The organism is Paenibacillus sp. sgz302164 (assembly GCF_056120505.1).
This window is the reverse complement of record NZ_JBVYOL010000001.1, coordinates 455,595-472,539: the sequence shown is the minus strand read 5'-3', so window position 1 is coordinate 472,539 and position 16,945 is coordinate 455,595. Positions and strand designations below refer to the sequence as shown.

15 protein-coding genes are annotated in these 16,945 nt (G+C 50.3%); 3 read left to right on the top strand and 12 right to left on the bottom strand.

Annotated elements, in window-relative coordinates; genetic code table 11:
* Positions 1-135: 135 nt before the first annotated feature.
* From AC0LWT_RS02105 to AC0LWT_RS02075, 7 genes are all read right to left on the bottom strand, one after another.
* Positions 136-294, bottom strand: a complete 159-nt coding sequence (locus AC0LWT_RS02105; RefSeq protein WP_474679548.1) for a hypothetical protein — start codon at positions 292-294, stop codon at positions 136-138.
* Positions 295-366: 72 nt separating this feature from the next.
* Complete coding sequence (locus tag AC0LWT_RS02100) at positions 367-2,595, bottom strand: YcdB/YcdC domain-containing protein (RefSeq protein ID WP_474679547.1); 2,229 nt, start codon at positions 2,593-2,595, stop codon at positions 367-369.
* A 445-nt stretch (positions 2,596-3,040) separates the two neighbouring features.
* Complete coding sequence (gene htpG, locus AC0LWT_RS02095; protein ID WP_474679546.1) at positions 3,041-4,921, bottom strand: molecular chaperone HtpG; 1,881 nt, start codon at positions 4,919-4,921, stop codon at positions 3,041-3,043.
* Positions 4,922-5,516: 595 nt separating this feature from the next.
* Complete coding sequence (locus tag AC0LWT_RS02090) at positions 5,517-6,908, bottom strand: MFS transporter (RefSeq protein ID WP_474679846.1); 1,392 nt, start codon at positions 6,906-6,908, stop codon at positions 5,517-5,519.
* 92 nt (positions 6,909-7,000) lie between these two features.
* A complete protein-coding gene (locus AC0LWT_RS02085; protein ID WP_474679545.1) occupies positions 7,001-7,594 on the bottom strand; it encodes a TetR/AcrR family transcriptional regulator in 594 nt (197 codons plus the stop codon).
* 242 nt (positions 7,595-7,836) lie between these two features.
* Complete coding sequence (locus AC0LWT_RS02080; RefSeq protein ID WP_474679544.1) at positions 7,837-8,823, bottom strand: polysaccharide biosynthesis protein; 987 nt, start codon at positions 8,821-8,823, stop codon at positions 7,837-7,839.
* Positions 8,824-8,931: 108 nt separating this feature from the next.
* Positions 8,932-9,555, bottom strand: coding sequence for a DUF1796 family putative cysteine peptidase (locus tag AC0LWT_RS02075; protein WP_474679543.1), 624 nt, complete (start codon positions 9,553-9,555; stop codon positions 8,932-8,934).
* A 298-nt stretch (positions 9,556-9,853) separates the two neighbouring features.
* On the opposite strand from AC0LWT_RS02075, the gene AC0LWT_RS02070 reads away from it, so the two are divergent.
* From AC0LWT_RS02070 to AC0LWT_RS02060, 3 genes are read left to right on the top strand one after another with little or no spacing between them, the layout of a single operon-like run.
* Positions 9,854-11,068: a glycosyltransferase family 4 protein gene (locus AC0LWT_RS02070; protein ID WP_474679542.1), complete on the top strand. Its 1,215-nt coding sequence runs from the start codon at positions 9,854-9,856 to the stop codon at positions 11,066-11,068.
* Between the two features lie 5 nt (positions 11,069-11,073).
* Positions 11,074-11,673, top strand: a complete 600-nt coding sequence (locus AC0LWT_RS02065) for a hypothetical protein (protein ID WP_474679541.1) — start codon at positions 11,074-11,076, stop codon at positions 11,671-11,673.
* Entirely contained in the window at positions 11,670-12,578 is a 909-nt protein-coding gene (locus tag AC0LWT_RS02060; protein ID WP_474679540.1) for an NAD-dependent epimerase/dehydratase family protein, read from the top strand. Before AC0LWT_RS02065 ends, AC0LWT_RS02060 begins: the two co-directional genes overlap by 4 nt.
* A 132-nt stretch (positions 12,579-12,710) precedes the next feature.
* Here AC0LWT_RS02060 and AC0LWT_RS02055 read toward each other — a convergent pair whose 3' ends face one another.
* The 5 genes from AC0LWT_RS02055 to AC0LWT_RS02035 form a co-directional block, all read right to left on the bottom strand.
* The gene (locus AC0LWT_RS02055) at positions 12,711-13,166 is read right to left on the bottom strand and encodes a DoxX family protein (protein WP_474679539.1); all 456 of its coding nucleotides are present in this window, start codon (positions 13,164-13,166) and stop codon (positions 12,711-12,713) included.
* 20 nt (positions 13,167-13,186) lie between these two features.
* Positions 13,187-13,786: a TetR/AcrR family transcriptional regulator gene (locus tag AC0LWT_RS02050; protein WP_474679538.1), complete on the bottom strand. Its 600-nt coding sequence runs from the start codon at positions 13,784-13,786 to the stop codon at positions 13,187-13,189.
* A 557-nt stretch (positions 13,787-14,343) separates the two neighbouring features.
* The gene (locus AC0LWT_RS02045; protein ID WP_474679537.1) at positions 14,344-15,303 is read right to left on the bottom strand and encodes an endo-1,4-beta-xylanase; all 960 of its coding nucleotides are present in this window, start codon (positions 15,301-15,303) and stop codon (positions 14,344-14,346) included.
* Positions 15,304-15,492: 189 nt separating this feature from the next.
* The gene (locus tag AC0LWT_RS02040; RefSeq protein WP_474679536.1) at positions 15,493-15,732 is read right to left on the bottom strand and encodes a hypothetical protein; all 240 of its coding nucleotides are present in this window, start codon (positions 15,730-15,732) and stop codon (positions 15,493-15,495) included.
* Positions 15,733-15,769: 37 nt separating this feature from the next.
* Positions 15,770-16,630, bottom strand: coding sequence for an arylamine N-acetyltransferase family protein (locus tag AC0LWT_RS02035; protein WP_474679845.1), 861 nt, complete (start codon positions 16,628-16,630; stop codon positions 15,770-15,772).
* Between the last annotated feature and the right edge of the window lie 315 nt (positions 16,631-16,945).

Below are 16,945 nucleotides of genomic sequence, written 5' to 3'. Positions count from 1 at the left end.
CTGATGGAAACTCATACGCTAGAAGGTAACACATTTATTCGAAAACGCGAAGAAAACCTGCAAAAGTGCAGTTTTTTGCTCGTCGATACGCTAGCAGTGAAAAATTCCTGCAAATGTGCAGCCATTTCATCGAATCTAGGGGCGCAGCCTCATTTTCAGCGAAAATTCCTGCACAATCGCAGGCTTTTCGTCAAAACGAGCCGCATTCATCGAAAAAGCCTGCACTTTCGCAGGCATTTCAAGCTGCCAGGCCGCTTTTACGGGCGGTTGCGCGCGGTTTATGGCGGCGGCCATGTCCAGCGCCACCCTTCCGGTTGTTTCAACCGAGACCTGGTGTCACGCCCTCAACCGAGGGACTCGGACATCTTAGTTCCGAGGCGGCGAAGTCGGGACGGTGATGCCGTCAGCTGGCTTGAAAGAGAAAATGTCGCGCCATATACCCGTCTGAAGGTCGAGGTCGTTCATGTATGATTCGGATGCGCGTGGGACGAGCCTGTAACAAACGCTTGTTCCAATATCTCCGAAAAACACGCTGTCCGGTCTGTAAAAACGCTCGACCCGATAAAGCTCCAGTACTCGCTGCTTCGCTTCCTCCTTCGAGATGAGGGGCGGCCTTTGCGCCGGATAGGGAATGGCGGAAAGCTTATTGTCAAAAACAATCAGTTTGCCGTCGTAGGCGCTGATTTGCAGTTCAACCTGCTCGTCGTCTACGGAAACCCCGTCCACGCGGCGCTGGTACGTAAATTTGTAGCCTTGCGAAGATGTGACGTTGCCATCCGTTAAGTACAAATTCATGGCGCTTAGCGATAGCTGGTTCGTCATATGGGGCAGCAGCGTCTTCAACCATTGCTCGGCGATAGCTCTGGCTTCCGCCTTGGATATCTCCGGCACGGTAATCCAATCATAGCTTTGCCCGTCTGTGGAGGAGTAGGACAAAAGAACTCCGGTGTCGGCATTCACAGAGGCATATGCGTAGCGGAAACGGTCCTGGTCCACGGTCGGGATTTGCAGCCGGATGTTCCAGTTTCCGTTTATGCCGTCCGCTTGCACCGCTTCCGTCTGTTCAGGAAAAGCGAGCGCCTTCTTGACGATGTCCGCGGCCTGCGCAGAAGTCAGGCCCAGGCCTCCCGAAGGCTGCGCAGACAAAGGCTCTTCCGTCACCGTTCCGGACGAAGACACCTGGGGAGCGACAAGCCCTGTCTCGGCATCGACATACGAGTAGCGCTTGGAGAGAAAGGGAACAAGAGCTTCGCTGCCGCTTGCCTTGCTTCGATAAGGAGTGGTGTACGTCATATGGTCGTACCCGTCATCCGCCAAAACTTGCGCAGCCTCGTCGGCGGAAAGCTTCGACGCGTGCGGATCGAATTGTTGGGCCGGACTCCAGTTAACAAGGTAGCTGCCCACCGTGCCGTCAGGAAGCATCCGGACTTCAAACGTGTCCTGATCATACAGAAGGCCGCCCACGGTTCGGACAAATTTTACGTTCTCTGAAGCATCCTGATCCCGGCGATTACGCAGCGGATTGACCGGCGTTTGATCCAGTGCCCACACGGCATCCGGGTCAGGGCTGTAGCGCTTGACGAAGTCGGCGGCAGTCTGTTTCAAATCCCGCCCCGTACCGGCAGGCGCAGTCGTTTTCGAAACCGGCAGCGTTTCACTCTTCGTGTAAAAATAGATCTTGCCCGTTTCGGCATCCGACCACAGGTTGACCGAACCTGCAATGTGATCCCCGCTTTTTTTCGCCAAGCCAAGGGTCCATATTTTTACATCGCTGCCCGGCGTGAGCAATAAATGGGCCGCGTCGACGGCATACTCGGAAGAAAGCCGCAGTTCCTTGACGGCAGCTGCAGCCGCCTGCTCCTTGCTGATTGCGACCGGCGCATCGTCATTGTTGTTATCCGGTTCCGCCATGCCGCCCAAGTAAGCCCAGCCGTCGCCGAATGCGCCTTGCAGATGATACCAGCCGCTCCCTTCCTCCACGGGCATCACCGTCTGAGCGGGAAGCGAAGCCGCAATCGTCTCGGACTGTCCGAACGGGTACCGGTACAAAATAGTCCCTTCGGGGACTTGAACCTGTTTGCCGGAAGGGGCTAGATGCTTGGGCAGCTTGTAGCCCATATTCAGCCACTTATCGCCTTCCTCCGTCCGCACGTGATACCAGGTCCGCCATTTTTCGAACGTATGCACCGTTCCGGCGGGCAAAGTTTTCCCGGTATTGCGCGACAGGACCGGAGCGTCGAACAAATAAGCCGGCGTTTGAAGCAGCACCGGCAGATCCTCTTGTTCCACATCTTCGAGCACGCCGTGCTGCGGCAAAATCCACTTTGTCCCGAGCCAGGTGGCAATCGGATAAAAGCCGTTGCGCGGCTCCCCGATTGGCGTCACCTGCTGAGAGGCAATTTCGGCGCCGGTCAGGGCGCCCTTGTCAGGGTTATCGTAAAGCTGCTCCGTTCCGAGCAAAACGATGCCCGCCGGCTGCGGTTTCGAGACGCCAACGCCGTCGTCATGCCGGTCTTCCGCCGCATAGGCAGGCGCGGTTCCGAGTACGAGCAGCGCAGTGCAGACCGCGCCGAACAGATGCTTTCCACCATGCATGGAGGCTTCCCTCCTCCTCATAAGTTTGTAAACAATATCATACATTAGACGCGAAATGCCGGGACTAGTTGCATCCATACATGAACAAACAAAACAACCCGAGACCGGCCGAACGGCCGATTCAGGTTGTTTTTCGCACAAGGCCGCAGCCTTTATTTTCGCGACTGTGCACGCAATTCGTATTTTAATGGCTGAGCCAATAGGCAGCGACTAAAAGGGTGTACAAGATGCTCGAAAATCCGATATAAACCGGCTGCTTCAATCTGATCATCCGTTACCAACTCCTTTTTTTGAATATTTGTATGATATCACAAAAGTGTGAATGGAGTATGAACAAGGATGAAGGGCGAAATATAGGCCCTTTTCACCACAAAATCCGGCATCAATAAAAAAACCGCCGAACGCCCGGGAATCCGGGCATTCAGCGGTTTTTTCGGCAAGCGGTTTACACCATAATTTTGCAAATATCGTTTGTAAATTCGACCGGGTCCTGGATCGGCAGTCCTTCAATGAGGAGCGCCTGATTGTACAAGAGCGCCGTGTACAAATTCAGCTTTTCCTTATCTTGCTCGAAGGCGTCTTTCAACGAACCGAACACGTCGTGATTTATATTGATTTCCAACACTTTATCGGCTTTCACGTTAGGGTTGTTCGGCATCGCATTCAAAATCTTTTCCATCTCGATCGTCACTTCGCCGTCGGTAGAAAGGCAAACGGGATGCGATCTGAGCCTTTTCGACGCCCGCACGCTCGTTACTTTGCCCGCGAGCAAGCCGGCCATATGTTCGAACAGTTCTTTGTTGTCGGCTTTCTCCGCATCGCCGTTATCCTGGTTCTCTTCCGCTTCGATACCGAGATCGCCGCTGGATACCGATTTGAATTCCTTCTCTTTGTAATTCATGATCATTTTGATCGCGAACTCGTCGATATCATCGGTAAAATAAAGAATCTCAAAGCCTTTTTCGGCTACCAGCTCCGTTTGCGGCAGCTTCTCGATTCTTTCGTTCGATTCTCCGGAAGCGTAGTAAATGTATTTCTGATCTTCCGGCATTCTCGATACGTACTCGTCCAGCGTGACCAGCTTTTTCTCCTTGGAAGAGTAGAACATCAACAGATCTTGCAGCACATCCTTGTGGGTGCCGTAATCGCTGTAAACACCGAATTTCAGCTGTCTGCCGAACGATTTGTAAAATTGCTCGTACTTGTCCCGCTCGTCCTTTAACAGGCTTTGCAGTTGGCCTTTTATTTTGCTTGAAATGTTTTTGGCAATGAGTTTCAGCTGCCGGTCATGCTGCAGCATCTCGCGCGAAATGTTCAGAGACAAACTTTCCGAATCGACCATCCCTTTGACAAAGCTGAAATAGTCAGGCAGCAGGTCGGCGCATTTGTTCATGATCAGCACGCCGTTTGCGTACAGCTCCAGCCCTTTTTCATATTCCTTGGAATAGTAGTCAAATGGAATATTTTCCGGGATAAAGAGGATCGCCTGGTAAACTACGGCTCCGTCGGCGCTGATGTGAATATGCTTGAGCGGCTTGTCGAAGCCGTACCGCTTTTCCGTGTAGAACTTCTCGTAGTCTTCGGCAATCAGTTCACTTTTGTTTTTGCGCCAAATCGGAACCATGCTGTTGATGAGCTGCTCTTCTTCATAATCTTCGAATTCGTTGTCGCTGCCTTCTTTCAGCCTTTTTCCGGTAATGTCCATCTTGATCGGGTAGCGGATGAAGTCGGAATATTTTTTGATGATCGCTTTTAACCGATATTCCTCCAAAAACTCATCGAAGCTTTCGTCCTCGGTGTTGTCTTTGATTTTCAGGATCACTTCCGTGCCGACCGAATCTTTGTCGTACGGCTCAATGGTGTATCCGTCTGCGCCGGTGGACTCCCATTTGTATGCGCTGTCGCTGTGTAACGCTTTGCTGATGACCGTTACAACGTCCGCTACCATAAAAGCGGAATAAAATCCTACGCCGAACTGGCCGATAATATTGTGCCCGTCTTTCGCTTCGTTATCTTTTTTGAAGGCCAGGGAGCCGCTTTTGGCAATGACGCCAAGATGGTTTTCCAGCTCTTCTTTGGTCATGCCGATGCCGGTATCGCGGATGGTTAGCGTTCTGCTGTTTTTGTCGACCAGCACTTTGATGTAGTAGCTGTCTTTATCAAAGACCAGCTTTTCATCGGTCAGAGCCGTATAATAGATTTTGTCGATAGCATCGCTGGCATTGGAAATCAGCTCTCTCAGAAATATTTCTTTTTGCGTATAAATGGAGTTGATCATCATTTCCAAAAGCCGCTTGGATTCCGCTTGAAACTGTTTTTTTTCCACTGGAGTTTCTCCTTTCAAAATATGAAATGAAGCTGTGACCCTCTGCAGATCACTGAATCAATTTCGCGTTAGCACTCTCGGTCAACGAGTGCCATTCCTTCTTTTTTATACCATTCCTTATTTTTGAAGTCAATACGCTGCTTGGGCTAGCCCGCGATAACCAGGCTGCCCCAAAACCCCCGCGTCAGAGGCGATAACCACAATCTGCCTGGCTGCAGGGAAGAAAAACCTGCAAAATACATGAATTTGCGTCCTTGATCGCTGGCCACGAACAATTCCTGCAATTGTGCAGGCTTTTCAGCGGGGACGTGGGCTCAGGTTCACTTTTAGCGAAAATTCCAGCACTTTTGCAGGCTTTTCGCCAAAATAAGCTAATTTCAGAGAAAAAACCTGCACTTTCGCATGTTTTCCCTACCACGCTGCCTTCTGCCCATTATGTTCAGTTCCACGACTTCACAAGGAGAGGCGCGCGCCTAGAAAAAGCGGCTGTCACTCTAAGCTGGATAAGCAGGTCGTTACCGCCGGCACACTAATTTCTCTCATACAAAAAAGCCGCTAACGCTCGGAAGCCCGAATGTTTAGCGGCTTTTGACGATTATAAGGCATCGGCTTTCTCTTGAATGCTTGTTTTCCGCGGCCTGAACTGAAAATAATAGAACAGCAAAATGCCTGCGTGCAAAGCGGCGAGAACGAGATAAATGTTGCTGAAAATCGAACTATCCGGGTTGCCCGGATACATACGAACAGGGTTCCAGGAAACCGCGGAAGGAAGATCCACCAGTTTGCTATAAACGCCTGCGGCCATTCCCTGGGTAATGAAATTCAACATGGAAAAAAGTCCCATGCCGACTCCGATCCGTTCCTTCGGCAGCATCCTTGAAATCGAGTTCGACATCGCGATCAGCATAAAAGATTGCCCCACATTGCCGAATATGAGAATCATAGCAATAATGACGGGGGAAGCTGCCGCGAAGGCCGAGAGCAAAACAAAGCATGTCAATAGCGACCCGGATGCGACGAAAAATAAAAACGGGTTTCCTTTCAAGTCCGCCAGCTTGCCGCCTTTTCGCCCCAGGATGGCGGAGGCAATCGCCGCCGGAACCATGGCAAAGCCGATCCAGGACGGCGGCAGCTGCTGCACGCGGGACAAAAGCATCGGACTCAGAAAATACAGGGAGACGCCAATTCCGTTGATCAGCACGGCAATCGTCAGACCGAGCGTATAATTTTTGTTTGTAAAAAGCTCAGGCTGAACAAACGGTTCCGCGGCGGACCGAATCCGCACAATAAACATCGCCACAGCAACCACACCGCCAATCAAGTACCACAAGCCCCCGTTCGTGACGCCAAGCAAAAGCAGCGCAACCGCAGCAGCCAGCAAGCTCCCGCCAATCCAGTCGAATTTGCCGGGTACGGCTTGTTCGTCCCGCAAATATTTGCGGTAAAAGGGGAGCGTGAACAAAATGAGAAGAGTCACGCAAAATAACCACCGCCAATGAGCGACACTGACGATCAACGCGGAAATAACCGGACCCAGCGCGCTGCCGAGCGCCAAGCCTACGGCCGACATGCCTAAAGCGGTTCCTCTGCGTTCCGGAGCAAAGTAGCGCACAGGGATGATCGCAGCCGTTGCCGGAATCGCCGCTGCGCCCGCCGATTGCACGCACCTTCCGACAAGCGCCATCCAGAACGATTGGGAGGCGAGGCCGATTACCGAACCGACGGCGAACACAAGCAAGCCGAACGTCAGCAAATTTTTGAGCTTGTACCGGTCGGCCAGCTTGCCGTAAGTCACCGTTCCTATTGCATAAATCAAAGTATAAGCCGAAGAAATCCAGCTTACTTGAGCGATAGTCAGATCGAACTCTTTGCTGATTTGCGGGAGTACGATGTTGAACATCAATGCGCTCATCGATGACAAAGTCAGCGTAAACATCAGAACGCGGATCAATTTCTCGCCCATTTGCCGCTGCGCTTCCGGTTCCATTTCCATTCCTGCATCTCTCCTTCCGGGTACCGTGCATAACGAAAACCAACGTGTGTATGCATGTACTTACTTGCAGATTTTTGATAAAAAAACTAGGGGGATAGCGCCCTAGCGAAGGTCTGTACACTCTCACGGATAAAATCTTCCATGGACACGGCGGGGAACAATGTTCCCTCGGAATTCATATTGCTTACAAACGCACCATAGTTCATACACATGAAAGCTAACGCCTGTATGTCCGGATTGACCCGGATCAGCTTGCCTTTCTCGTACATGGCATTGAAATAATCGATCAACAATTGTTTTAATTGCTCAGGGTGTTTGTTTACTTTTTCCCGGAACCCGGAGAATACGCTGCTTTCCTTGAGCGCGATCTGAATCATTTTCCGGTTGCGGTTCATGATTTCATGGTACGTCCGGCTGATGAGGAGCAAGTCGGCGTACAAATCCCATACCAGCTTTTCGTTAAAAAGCTTTGTCATCTCTTCGGTATAGTGGAAGCGATGAACGGCGGATTCGAGCAGATTTTGCTTGCTGCCAAAATGGCGGAACAGCGTTACTTCGTTCAGGCCGGCCGCGGCGGCGATTTCTTTGGTGGTGACGCCGTTATAGCCTTTTTCCGCTATTAAATCGATGACGGCCGTCAACAGCTTGTCGCTGCTGCTCGCATGCTTATCGATGGACATGTCTCTCCTTTCGAAACGATTGCAAGTAATTACTTGCATTTAGGCTAATCATATTTTGTTTATCTTAAAAAGTCAAGATCCCGGCTGCTGCTCAATGTGCAATGGAAGCCCGATCGCCTGGCCAGTAATAAAACCCCCGGATTCGCACTCCGAGGATTTTATTTGAGAGCCGAAGGGGCAAGCCCCTGGACATGCCGATGCCGGCGATGCGCTCCTCGCCAGTTTTTACAAGTTGATCCGGTTTAGCCGATAAATCCGCCTTTTTGCAGCATTTGCTTAATTTCGTCTTTGGTCATCAAAACATCATTGGCCGAATAATTCCGTGTTTTAAAAGGTGGACTGTCCGAATAAAATTCCTTTAGCTCGGCGCTTTCGTACGTAGGAAAAACGACGATAACCCGCTGATTGTACTCAACCGCATTATGGCTTTCGTATTCGGAAATGAGCAGTTCGTTGATTTTTTCGCCCGGCCTTATGCCAAGCTCGACGATCTCGACATTTTTTTTGCCGGATACATCGATCAAAACTTCGGCCAAATCGAGGATTTTGCAGGCGGTCATCGCCTTTACGAACGTTTCCCCGCCTTTTCCTTCTATAGCGGCATTAATCAGCAGTTCGCTCACTTCTTGCGGCGTCATGAAGAAGCGGACCATTCGCTTATCCGTAATGCCGACCTGATTTTTCTCCTGAATTTGCTTCATGAACAGGTGGAGCACACTTCCGCTTGTCCCCAGGACGTTGCCGCCTCTGACGCACACGAATTTCGTATCCGCGCTCAAATGATTGGACAAAATCATCAGTTTTTCCCCGATCGCTTTGGTCATGCCGTAAAAATTGCTAGGATCGGCCGCTTTGTCCGTGGACATATTGATTACTTTTTTCACCCCGTTCTGCAGGGCGGCGTCGATAATGTTTTGCGTGCCGAGCACATTCGTTTTCAGCGCTTCGATAGGCTGTTCCTCGCAAACCGGAACATGCTTCAGCGCAGCCAGATGGAATACGTAATCAATGCCTGCACACGCTTTGACAGTCGCTTCTTTGTCTCGGATATCGCCGATGGAAAACTGTAATCTAGCATCGTCAAAGGTCCGTTTCATAGCAATTTGCCCTGATTCGTTCCTCGTATATATGACGATTTTTTTCGGATTGTATGCAAGTAGTCCCCGAATCAATGCATAGCCGATAGAACCGGTTCCGCCGGTCACCAAAATATTAGATTGCGTCAGCATGATGTAACTTTCACCATCCTACATTTATTTTTACCACATAAGAATGTTTAAGTTCTTTACAGCGCTAAAGCGTGAAGAACAGCCTTCTTATTGGCGAATAAACCTATCTCATATAAGATGAATACCTCCCAGAATCGCTGTCCAGAGGTGGTTGTTGCCTTCCCATTTTTCCGCGTTGGGCAGTTGAATAGCGCACACCTTTTCCAGAGGCCAATCGAGTTCCACAATTCCGCTGACAGGGGCATGGTTAACGAGCAGAACCCGAAAATCGTGCCGGACGAGCCCCGATAAAACCGTCTGAAGGTCGTAAGTACCCTGAAAATCCCCTTCTGTTCGAATAAAAAGAATGCGCTGGCAGGTATCCGCCTTTTCCAATAAACGTTGGATGCGTCTATCAAATTTAGCTTTTACTTCCGGATAAGTCGCCAGGTTTCCGTGTGGATTAGCGGCTTTGGTGAAATCATGGTTGGAAAGAATGTGATAGAAATCGTCCGATACGAGCAGCATTTCTTCAGTAGCGTCCCCGACCACCCTCAAATTTGCCAATTCCATAAATCCGTTAAAGCGGTTCATCAGCAGCCGGTTTACTTCCGGCAATTGCGGCGATCCCATCCAATCCAACACGCCGGCATAAGGCCGCATGCCGTTCTTTTCAAGCTGAATGGAGGCCAGGCAAAGATCTCCCAAACTGAAAATGGCGTCATAATTTCCTTTCAATTCTGATAATCTCATAACGTTCCAGCTCCTAAATGGTAAGTTTTCATCATACATATCGATTTTGCATGCCGCAGCAAACCGACCGGATGATGCAGAATGGTGATACGCATGTGTTTTCCTGCCTCCTTTTCTATCCTTATAGTTCTATTTGATTCAGTTTTCGAAAAATTGCTTGGACGAAGTAGCTATAAAAATATGCTTTTATACAATTTGGGATAAGTTACCAGTAGTTTCGCCCGAACTTATCCACCTTTTCCCAATAAGCTATAGAATGTACAGGTAAATAAGAGTAGGAAGGGAAAGGTGATGAACGGTGAAGATACTTCTTGCAACATACTGGCCCGTTCCGCATGTAGGAGGAGTATGGCCTTTTATGGTGCAGCTTAGAAACAAGCTGGAACTTATGGGGCATGAAGTGGATATGCTCGGAAACGGGGACGACGACACAAATTCATTCATTTATATGGTGAACCAGAACCGGCGGCTGCCTAAAGAAAAACTCCTTCCGCTCCTCAAAGCCAAGCTGGGTTTAACGTCATTTCCGGTTATGCATGCGAATCCGCTCGTTCAATATGCAGAATTCCAAAGGTACATGTTCGAACTGGCGGCAGCTTATTTCAATATAAGCGGGTATGATGTGATCCATACGCAGGATGTCATTTCCACAACGGCGATGTCCCGGGTACGCTCCGGCAATACGGCGCTGGTCGCTACTTTGCACGGGTGCGTCGCTCATGAAATCAGGCATATCAATCATCCGACGGATTATATCGCGCACGCTTATTACGATGCGATCGAATACACGGGAGCAAGTTCCGCCGAGGCGACCCACGTTGCTAACCGATGGTTAAAAAAGATTTTGGAAAACGAGTTTAACGTGCCCGACAAACAGCTTCATGTATTTCCGTATGGCTTCGATACGGACGGTTTTATTAAACAGATGAAGGTCAAAACCGACGTAGAACGGCCGCACGGCAAGAAGGTCATCATTTTTACAGGACGGTTGGTCGAACTAAAAGGCGTTAATTTCCTGTTAGCCGCTCTTAAAAAATTGAAAGAAAAACGAAAAGATTGGGTTTGCTGGATCGTAGGAGAGGGCCAGGATATGACCGCGCTTAAAAAACAGCGCAGCGACCTGGGGCTGCAAAAAGACGTCGTATTCTGGGGGAAACGGAACGACATTCCTGCGCTGCTGCAGCTTTCCGATATTTTTGTGCTGCCCAGCATTATCGAAAACCAGTCGGTTTCCTTGATCGAAGCGCAAATCGCAGGCAAAGCGGCCATCGTCAGCAATACGGGAGGGCTGCCTGAAATGGTGGAGCACGAAGTTACGGGCTTAACCTTCCCGGTAGGGGATATCAATATGCTTGCTTCCAATATGAATCGTTTGCTGCAAGAGGAAAGTTACCGCAAAAAACTTGGAACGAACGCCCAACGATGGGGCATGCAGCATTGGTCGATGGATGCCATGACGAAGCAGCTGCTTACGCTGTATCAAAGCGCTATCCAACAACGAAGAGGGGGGTAACGCGTATGAAGCAAATCCCGGCTTTGACTAAAAGTTGGCTGCGTCGCTTGTATTGGAAAATTCGCATGATGACGGTATGGGATCGTCTGCAGAAAACTTATTATTCGTACTTCGACAAAAACCGGAAAGAAACCGTTGACGGGAAAGAATTCAACTACTTATTTATTTCACCGCCAAGCCCTGATGTTTTAGTAGACAGCAAAATCTGGCAGCGTATCGCGGATCACTTGCCCGAAAACTACCGAATTCCGGATCAGACTTCGCTTGATGCCCTGCTGCCTTCGACAGGCGATTATTACCACGCCCTGTTTTCCAACCCTGTGCCGATGTTTGGCTTGTACGTGGATAGTTCCGTTTGGAAGCCAATCAAGGCTGCCTTGCCTGTGGGATATACGATTCCCGATCCCGTTTCGCTTAGCATTTTTAAAGAGATGAAGGCGGAAAGCTATGATTCTATGTTCAATTCGAAGGCGTCTGCGCCTGGAATTATAGTCGATAGCGAGGTATGGAAGCGGGTTGTGAACAACTTGCCCAAAGGGTATACTTTGCCGGACTCTATAACGATCAATGTTCTGAACCAAATAGAACGGGGAGTGGGAGTATGAAGGCCGTTGTGACCGGGGGGGCCGGATTTATCGGTTCCCACCTCGTAGATACGCTGGCGGCAGCCGGATTCGAAGTGCATGTCATTGACAATTTGCAATCCGGATACGTTTCCTATGTCCATCCGCAGGCGGTATTTCATAAGGAAGATATTCGCAGTCAAGAAAGCAAGGAGATTATTGTAAGGGAACGGCCTGACGTCGTATTTCACCTGGCCGCTCAGGCGGATGTGCAGCGATCTATGAACGACCCGCAGTACGATGCGGACGTCAATATTAAGGGAACCATCAACCTGCTTGAGGCTTGCCGGGCGGCTTCCGTTAAAAAACTGGTCTTCTCCTCGACCTCCGGCGTTTACGGGAATTTGCAAAAAGAACTGATTTCCGAGGATGACGCTGCGTCGCCGATCTCTTACTACGGTTTGTCCAAATGGGCGGGGGAATCGTACATCCGCATCTATGCCGCGCAGCACGGCGTTCCTTTCACGATTCTTCGCTACGGCAACGTATACGGCCCAAGGCAAATGCCCAAAGGCGAAGGGGGAGTCATTGCCGTTTTCATCCAAAATATGAAAAACGGGCTGCCCCTGCACATTCATGGAGACGGCGAACAAACGCGCGACTTCGTATTTGTAAAAGATGTCGTTCAGGCGAATATCGCTGCGATCGACGCGGGAAACCGGGAAACGATTCATGTCAGCACGGGCCGCAGCATTTCTATCAATAAGCTGGTTCATTTGCTAAAGCAAATACACGGTTCCGATATTGAGACCCGCTATTCGCCGGCCCGGGAGGGCGATATTCTTCACAGCTGCCTGGATAGCAGAAAAGCCGGCCGCGAGCTGCAATGGCACCCTCAAGCGGACATGGCGGCCGGATTGTTGGAAACTTATCGCTCCTTGAAATGATGGGGATACCCGCGCCCTTCATGTCGATTTATGCAAAATGGCCCCCTTTGGCTCATAAAGGGGGCCATTTTGTTACCGGACATTCAAACAGTCGGCGAAATGCTCCTCCCTGAGACCGGCGTGCGCACCGCATCAGGAAAGCGGAGCAAAGATCGGGGAAGCCAGAATGATCGCGGAGATGAAAACGATCTGCAGCAAAGTTCGGACAAGCAGCTTTGGCACAGGCTTGCCGTCGATCGTTAAGCGTTCCCGGGCCGCTCTTATGTTGGCCGGGAACATGGCGATCAGCAGCACCGTCAAGCAGACGGATGCGGCAAGCGAAGTGGCGGGGATCAGCATGCCGATGGCCCCGGCGATTTCAAGCCACCCGGTTATCGTCACGATAAAACCGGGGTTCGGCAAAGAGGGCGGAACCATCGCGACGAGGTCCGGCCGCCTTTTTCCCCAGTGGGCGGAAGCTGTAAGCAGCAGCATAGCGGCCACGGCCCCTTGCAAAGACGGATGCCAGCCGTCGAAATAAGTCCAGCCGAGCCAACCGGCGGCGCGGAAAAGCACAAACGATCCGATAAGCACGATAAAGGGGGCCATCTTTGTTCCTTCTTTCTTTACTATTTGTTGTCGGATTTTAAAGCCTGAGCCACAAAAGACGAAAAATCGTGAGCGGTGAAAGAAGCGGGCGCGACTGGAAAAGAGGAGCGGATGCGCAATCCGAGCGACATCAGGACAAACATTTCGGCTGTTTTGCCCGCATCGACCGATTCCGGAATAACCCCGTGCCGTTGGCCCGTCTCTATCCATTGATAGGAAAAATGCACGGACCGCTCGTAATAGTTTTTGAGCGCTTCGGCGACGGCAGGATCATCTTCTTTGCCCAGCAAATATACCAAAACCTTATTGGTCACATCATGCGCGTCTTCCAAATGGGGGAGCTGGCTTGCGACTTGCTGCATCGGCCCCTCAAACGTTCGACCGCCTTGCTCCACTTCGTCCATGAAACGCCGGTTGTTCTCTTCAAGCCGCTCTTGCAGCACCCAGGCAAAAATTTCGTCCTTGGTTTTCACATAGTGGAAGATGGCCCCTTTGGAAATGTCCGATTTTTCCATAATGTCTTTCATGGTGATGGCGTGGCAGCCTTTTGTCCGGATCAGCTCTTTGGCAGCATCGAGCAGTTTCTGAATCGTCCGCTGTCTGCGTTCCTCTTGTTTCAAAGTGATTCCTCCATGTATCGTTATAACCACATTATACATACCGACCATCGGTTTGTAAATGGAGTTCATGTCAAAATACGGCGGTTCCGCCGCCGCGAGGATGCGGCTTTGCGAAGGCAGCGCTGGCCGGCATCGCGCGCAGAAAAGCCCGCCAGAGCTGATGCTTCCTGCTTGCAATGCGCAGAATTCCTGCAAAAGTGCAGCTTTTTGCGCATTGATGCGCCGGCTGGGAAGAATTCCTGCAAAAGTGCAGGCTTTTCGCGGAAATCTGGTGCCCAGCCCATTCCTGAGCGAAAATACCTGCACAATCGCAGGCTTTTCCGCCAAACGGGCCGCTGCCGTCGAAAAAGCCTGCACTTTTGCAGTTTTTTGGACGGTTGAGGAGTTGTTCACCGGTCTCGCTTTAGCAGCCCCGACTATTTTCACTCTGTGGGGACGTCCACGCAGTTTTTGCCCGGCCACCGGCCGTTTCGCAAAAACGGGAAAAGCCCGCCAGGAAATTCAACCTGACGGGCATTACTGCCGTGCGAATGCCGGGTCCGGCGATTCGCCTTATTTTAAGAACCGCTTAAATATTGCTTTAACCATTTCAGAGCGGGACGCTCGGTTCCCGAACTGGAGATCAGGTGCGTATTCGATGCCCACGTTTGTCCTTGGATGTAGCCCCACAGAGTAATCCCTTTAACGGCCGAATGCTGCCATAAAACCGGGAATTTTTGCTGGTATCTGGCCAATTGCGTATTGTCGTCGCCGGTCATGTCCAGCTCGGATACATAAATGGGCAATCCCGTTGCCGCAAGCGTATTCAGAACATTGGTCATTGTGCTTACAGATACAGTGTCCATATTGAAATAATGGCATTGAATGCCAATGCCGTCGATTAGCCCTCTGCTTTTAAGCAGATTAATAATTTTGACATAGTTTGCCGCGGCGTTGGGATCGCTTATAATTCCATACTCGTTAATCAGCAATTTCGAATTGGGAAAAGCCTGCCTTGCTTGCTGGAATGACCAGATCACCCAATCCCAGCCCGTGGAACCGTCTCCGCCTATCGCATTCCTATAAGATGGCTTGGCGTGCAAAGGTTCATTGACAACGTCCACGAACTCCGCGTTCTTATATCTCTGGCCGGCTGCCTGGATCCACTGCGTGACCTCGGCCTTTTGATCGGCTGCCGAAAGACCGCTGATCCAGCCCGGCTCCTGGTTACCCCATACAAGCGTATGGAATTTGAATGGAAAACCTTTGCTTTTCGCATAATTATAAGACGTATCGGCCCCTGACCAGTTCATGCTGTTTCTGGTAGATTCGACGGAACCCCATTTCGTGGAATTTTCCGGTGTCACCTGGTTCCAATACGTGCCGAAGTTAGAAGGAACGCTGCCGGCAATAATGTTTCCTAAAAATTTGTTGCCGGTAGCGATACCCGCACTGGCGCTCGGAGCGATCGCCGTTGAGATCAGTGCGCCTGCCAATACAAGCGCTGTACTTAACTTTGCCAATTTTGACTTTAACATAAAATACCTCCTCAAAATAGTGTTTTATCCAAGCTTCATCTTTCCTTGATACCGCTTTGCCGCAGTTGTCATCCCACCTCCTCACATGGATAAGAACATAAATAAAACGCTTACATTTCTATATTATAAGGATAGATAAACGCATAAGATACCAAAAAAGTATAGATTTTACTTTCAAAATTAATGGAGTTACTCCGCCAGACGGTGTACGCCGCGAAACTGCTGGCGGCTGCGTTCATCGATGCTGGGGATCGCATACTCCGTAAAGGGATTCTGACCGCCGCCATGCGTCGGCGACACAACGCGCGCCCGGGATTCGCGAGCGTTTACTTTTCTCGCTTGTTCAATGCTACGGTGTTCCAGCGCCTGTACGATTTCCTTCAGGCAGTGCTGCACGCGGTGCACAAGCCGTTGTCTTTTGGCCGACACAAGCGGAAGCCGCTAATGGCTCCCGCTTGCACGACGTTTACAGAGCTTTTGCTTGTTTCCACTCTTCGTGTTTTTTCTGCACCTTTTTCCATAAATCGTCCCGCTCCCGGCTGCTATAACGAACCAGATGCTCGCCAAAAATATTTCCCAAAACTTCGAGCCATTGCGATTTCGTCCGAATCTCCGTTTTTTCAATACCGGCACTATCTCTTTTGCTCCATATGCAGCCTCTAAGTTCATTGCTTCCCTCTGCATGTCTTTGCCGGATAAGAAACAGATTGATCCAGGGTGACTCCGCCGACTGGCAGTAATGGTCGTGTTTCGGCTTAAATTCATTCATATCGTATATGACCTCTGGAGCAAAATCGACTCCGGCAAACGAAGCGCCAGAATCATGCTCCAACCGCCAGCCATTGTCAACTACAGCCGACTCCATGACCTTGTAAACGAGTGGGCCCTGCTTATAAACTCCTGTTTGAAGCGGCAAAGGTTCGAATGGCATGTCTCCGAGGCCGACATCGACGATCCATTTTTCTTCCTTCTGCGATTCGTTTGCCAAGTCGACTGTTAATCCGAGGTGGAACGAATTGACGCGAGGCTCTTCCCCGAGCGGCTGGACCCCGGCCCTGTGCCAGGAAACTTTATAGCCCAAGGAGCGGAGAAGCGTGCTGAACGCGCCATTGAGATGAAAACAATAACCGCTTCTGCGGTTAATGATAAGCTGCACCGATTCCTTGACGTCGATGGAAACCGGTCTTCCGGCAAAAATATCGACGGTTTCCCACGGAACGTTACTTACATGAGCTCTATGCAGTTCAAACAGATAGGCTTTGTTGGGCGGCTCTATTTCTGCAACACCGATTCTTTTCAAATAAGCTTTGACTTCTTCGTTCGTCATTATATTGAAGAAAGTTTTCACGCTGCACATCGCCTTTCCCGGAAATTAGGTGCTCCGTTTCGTCGCCGGACGGCAATTAATGGGTCACCCATATAATAAGTTACCAAATGGTAACGTGTCAATGGGTATTGGGACGATACGGCCTGGCAGCTTGGGCAAAAGCCTACGAAAATACAGGTTTTTTCGCTAGTAACGGCTCGTTTCAGGAAAAAGCCTGCGATTGTGCAGGAATTATCGGTCAAAATGGGTCTAAGCTTAAATTTGAGCGGAAAAGCCTGCAGATTTGCAGGAATATTTCGCGACAAGAGGATCAAG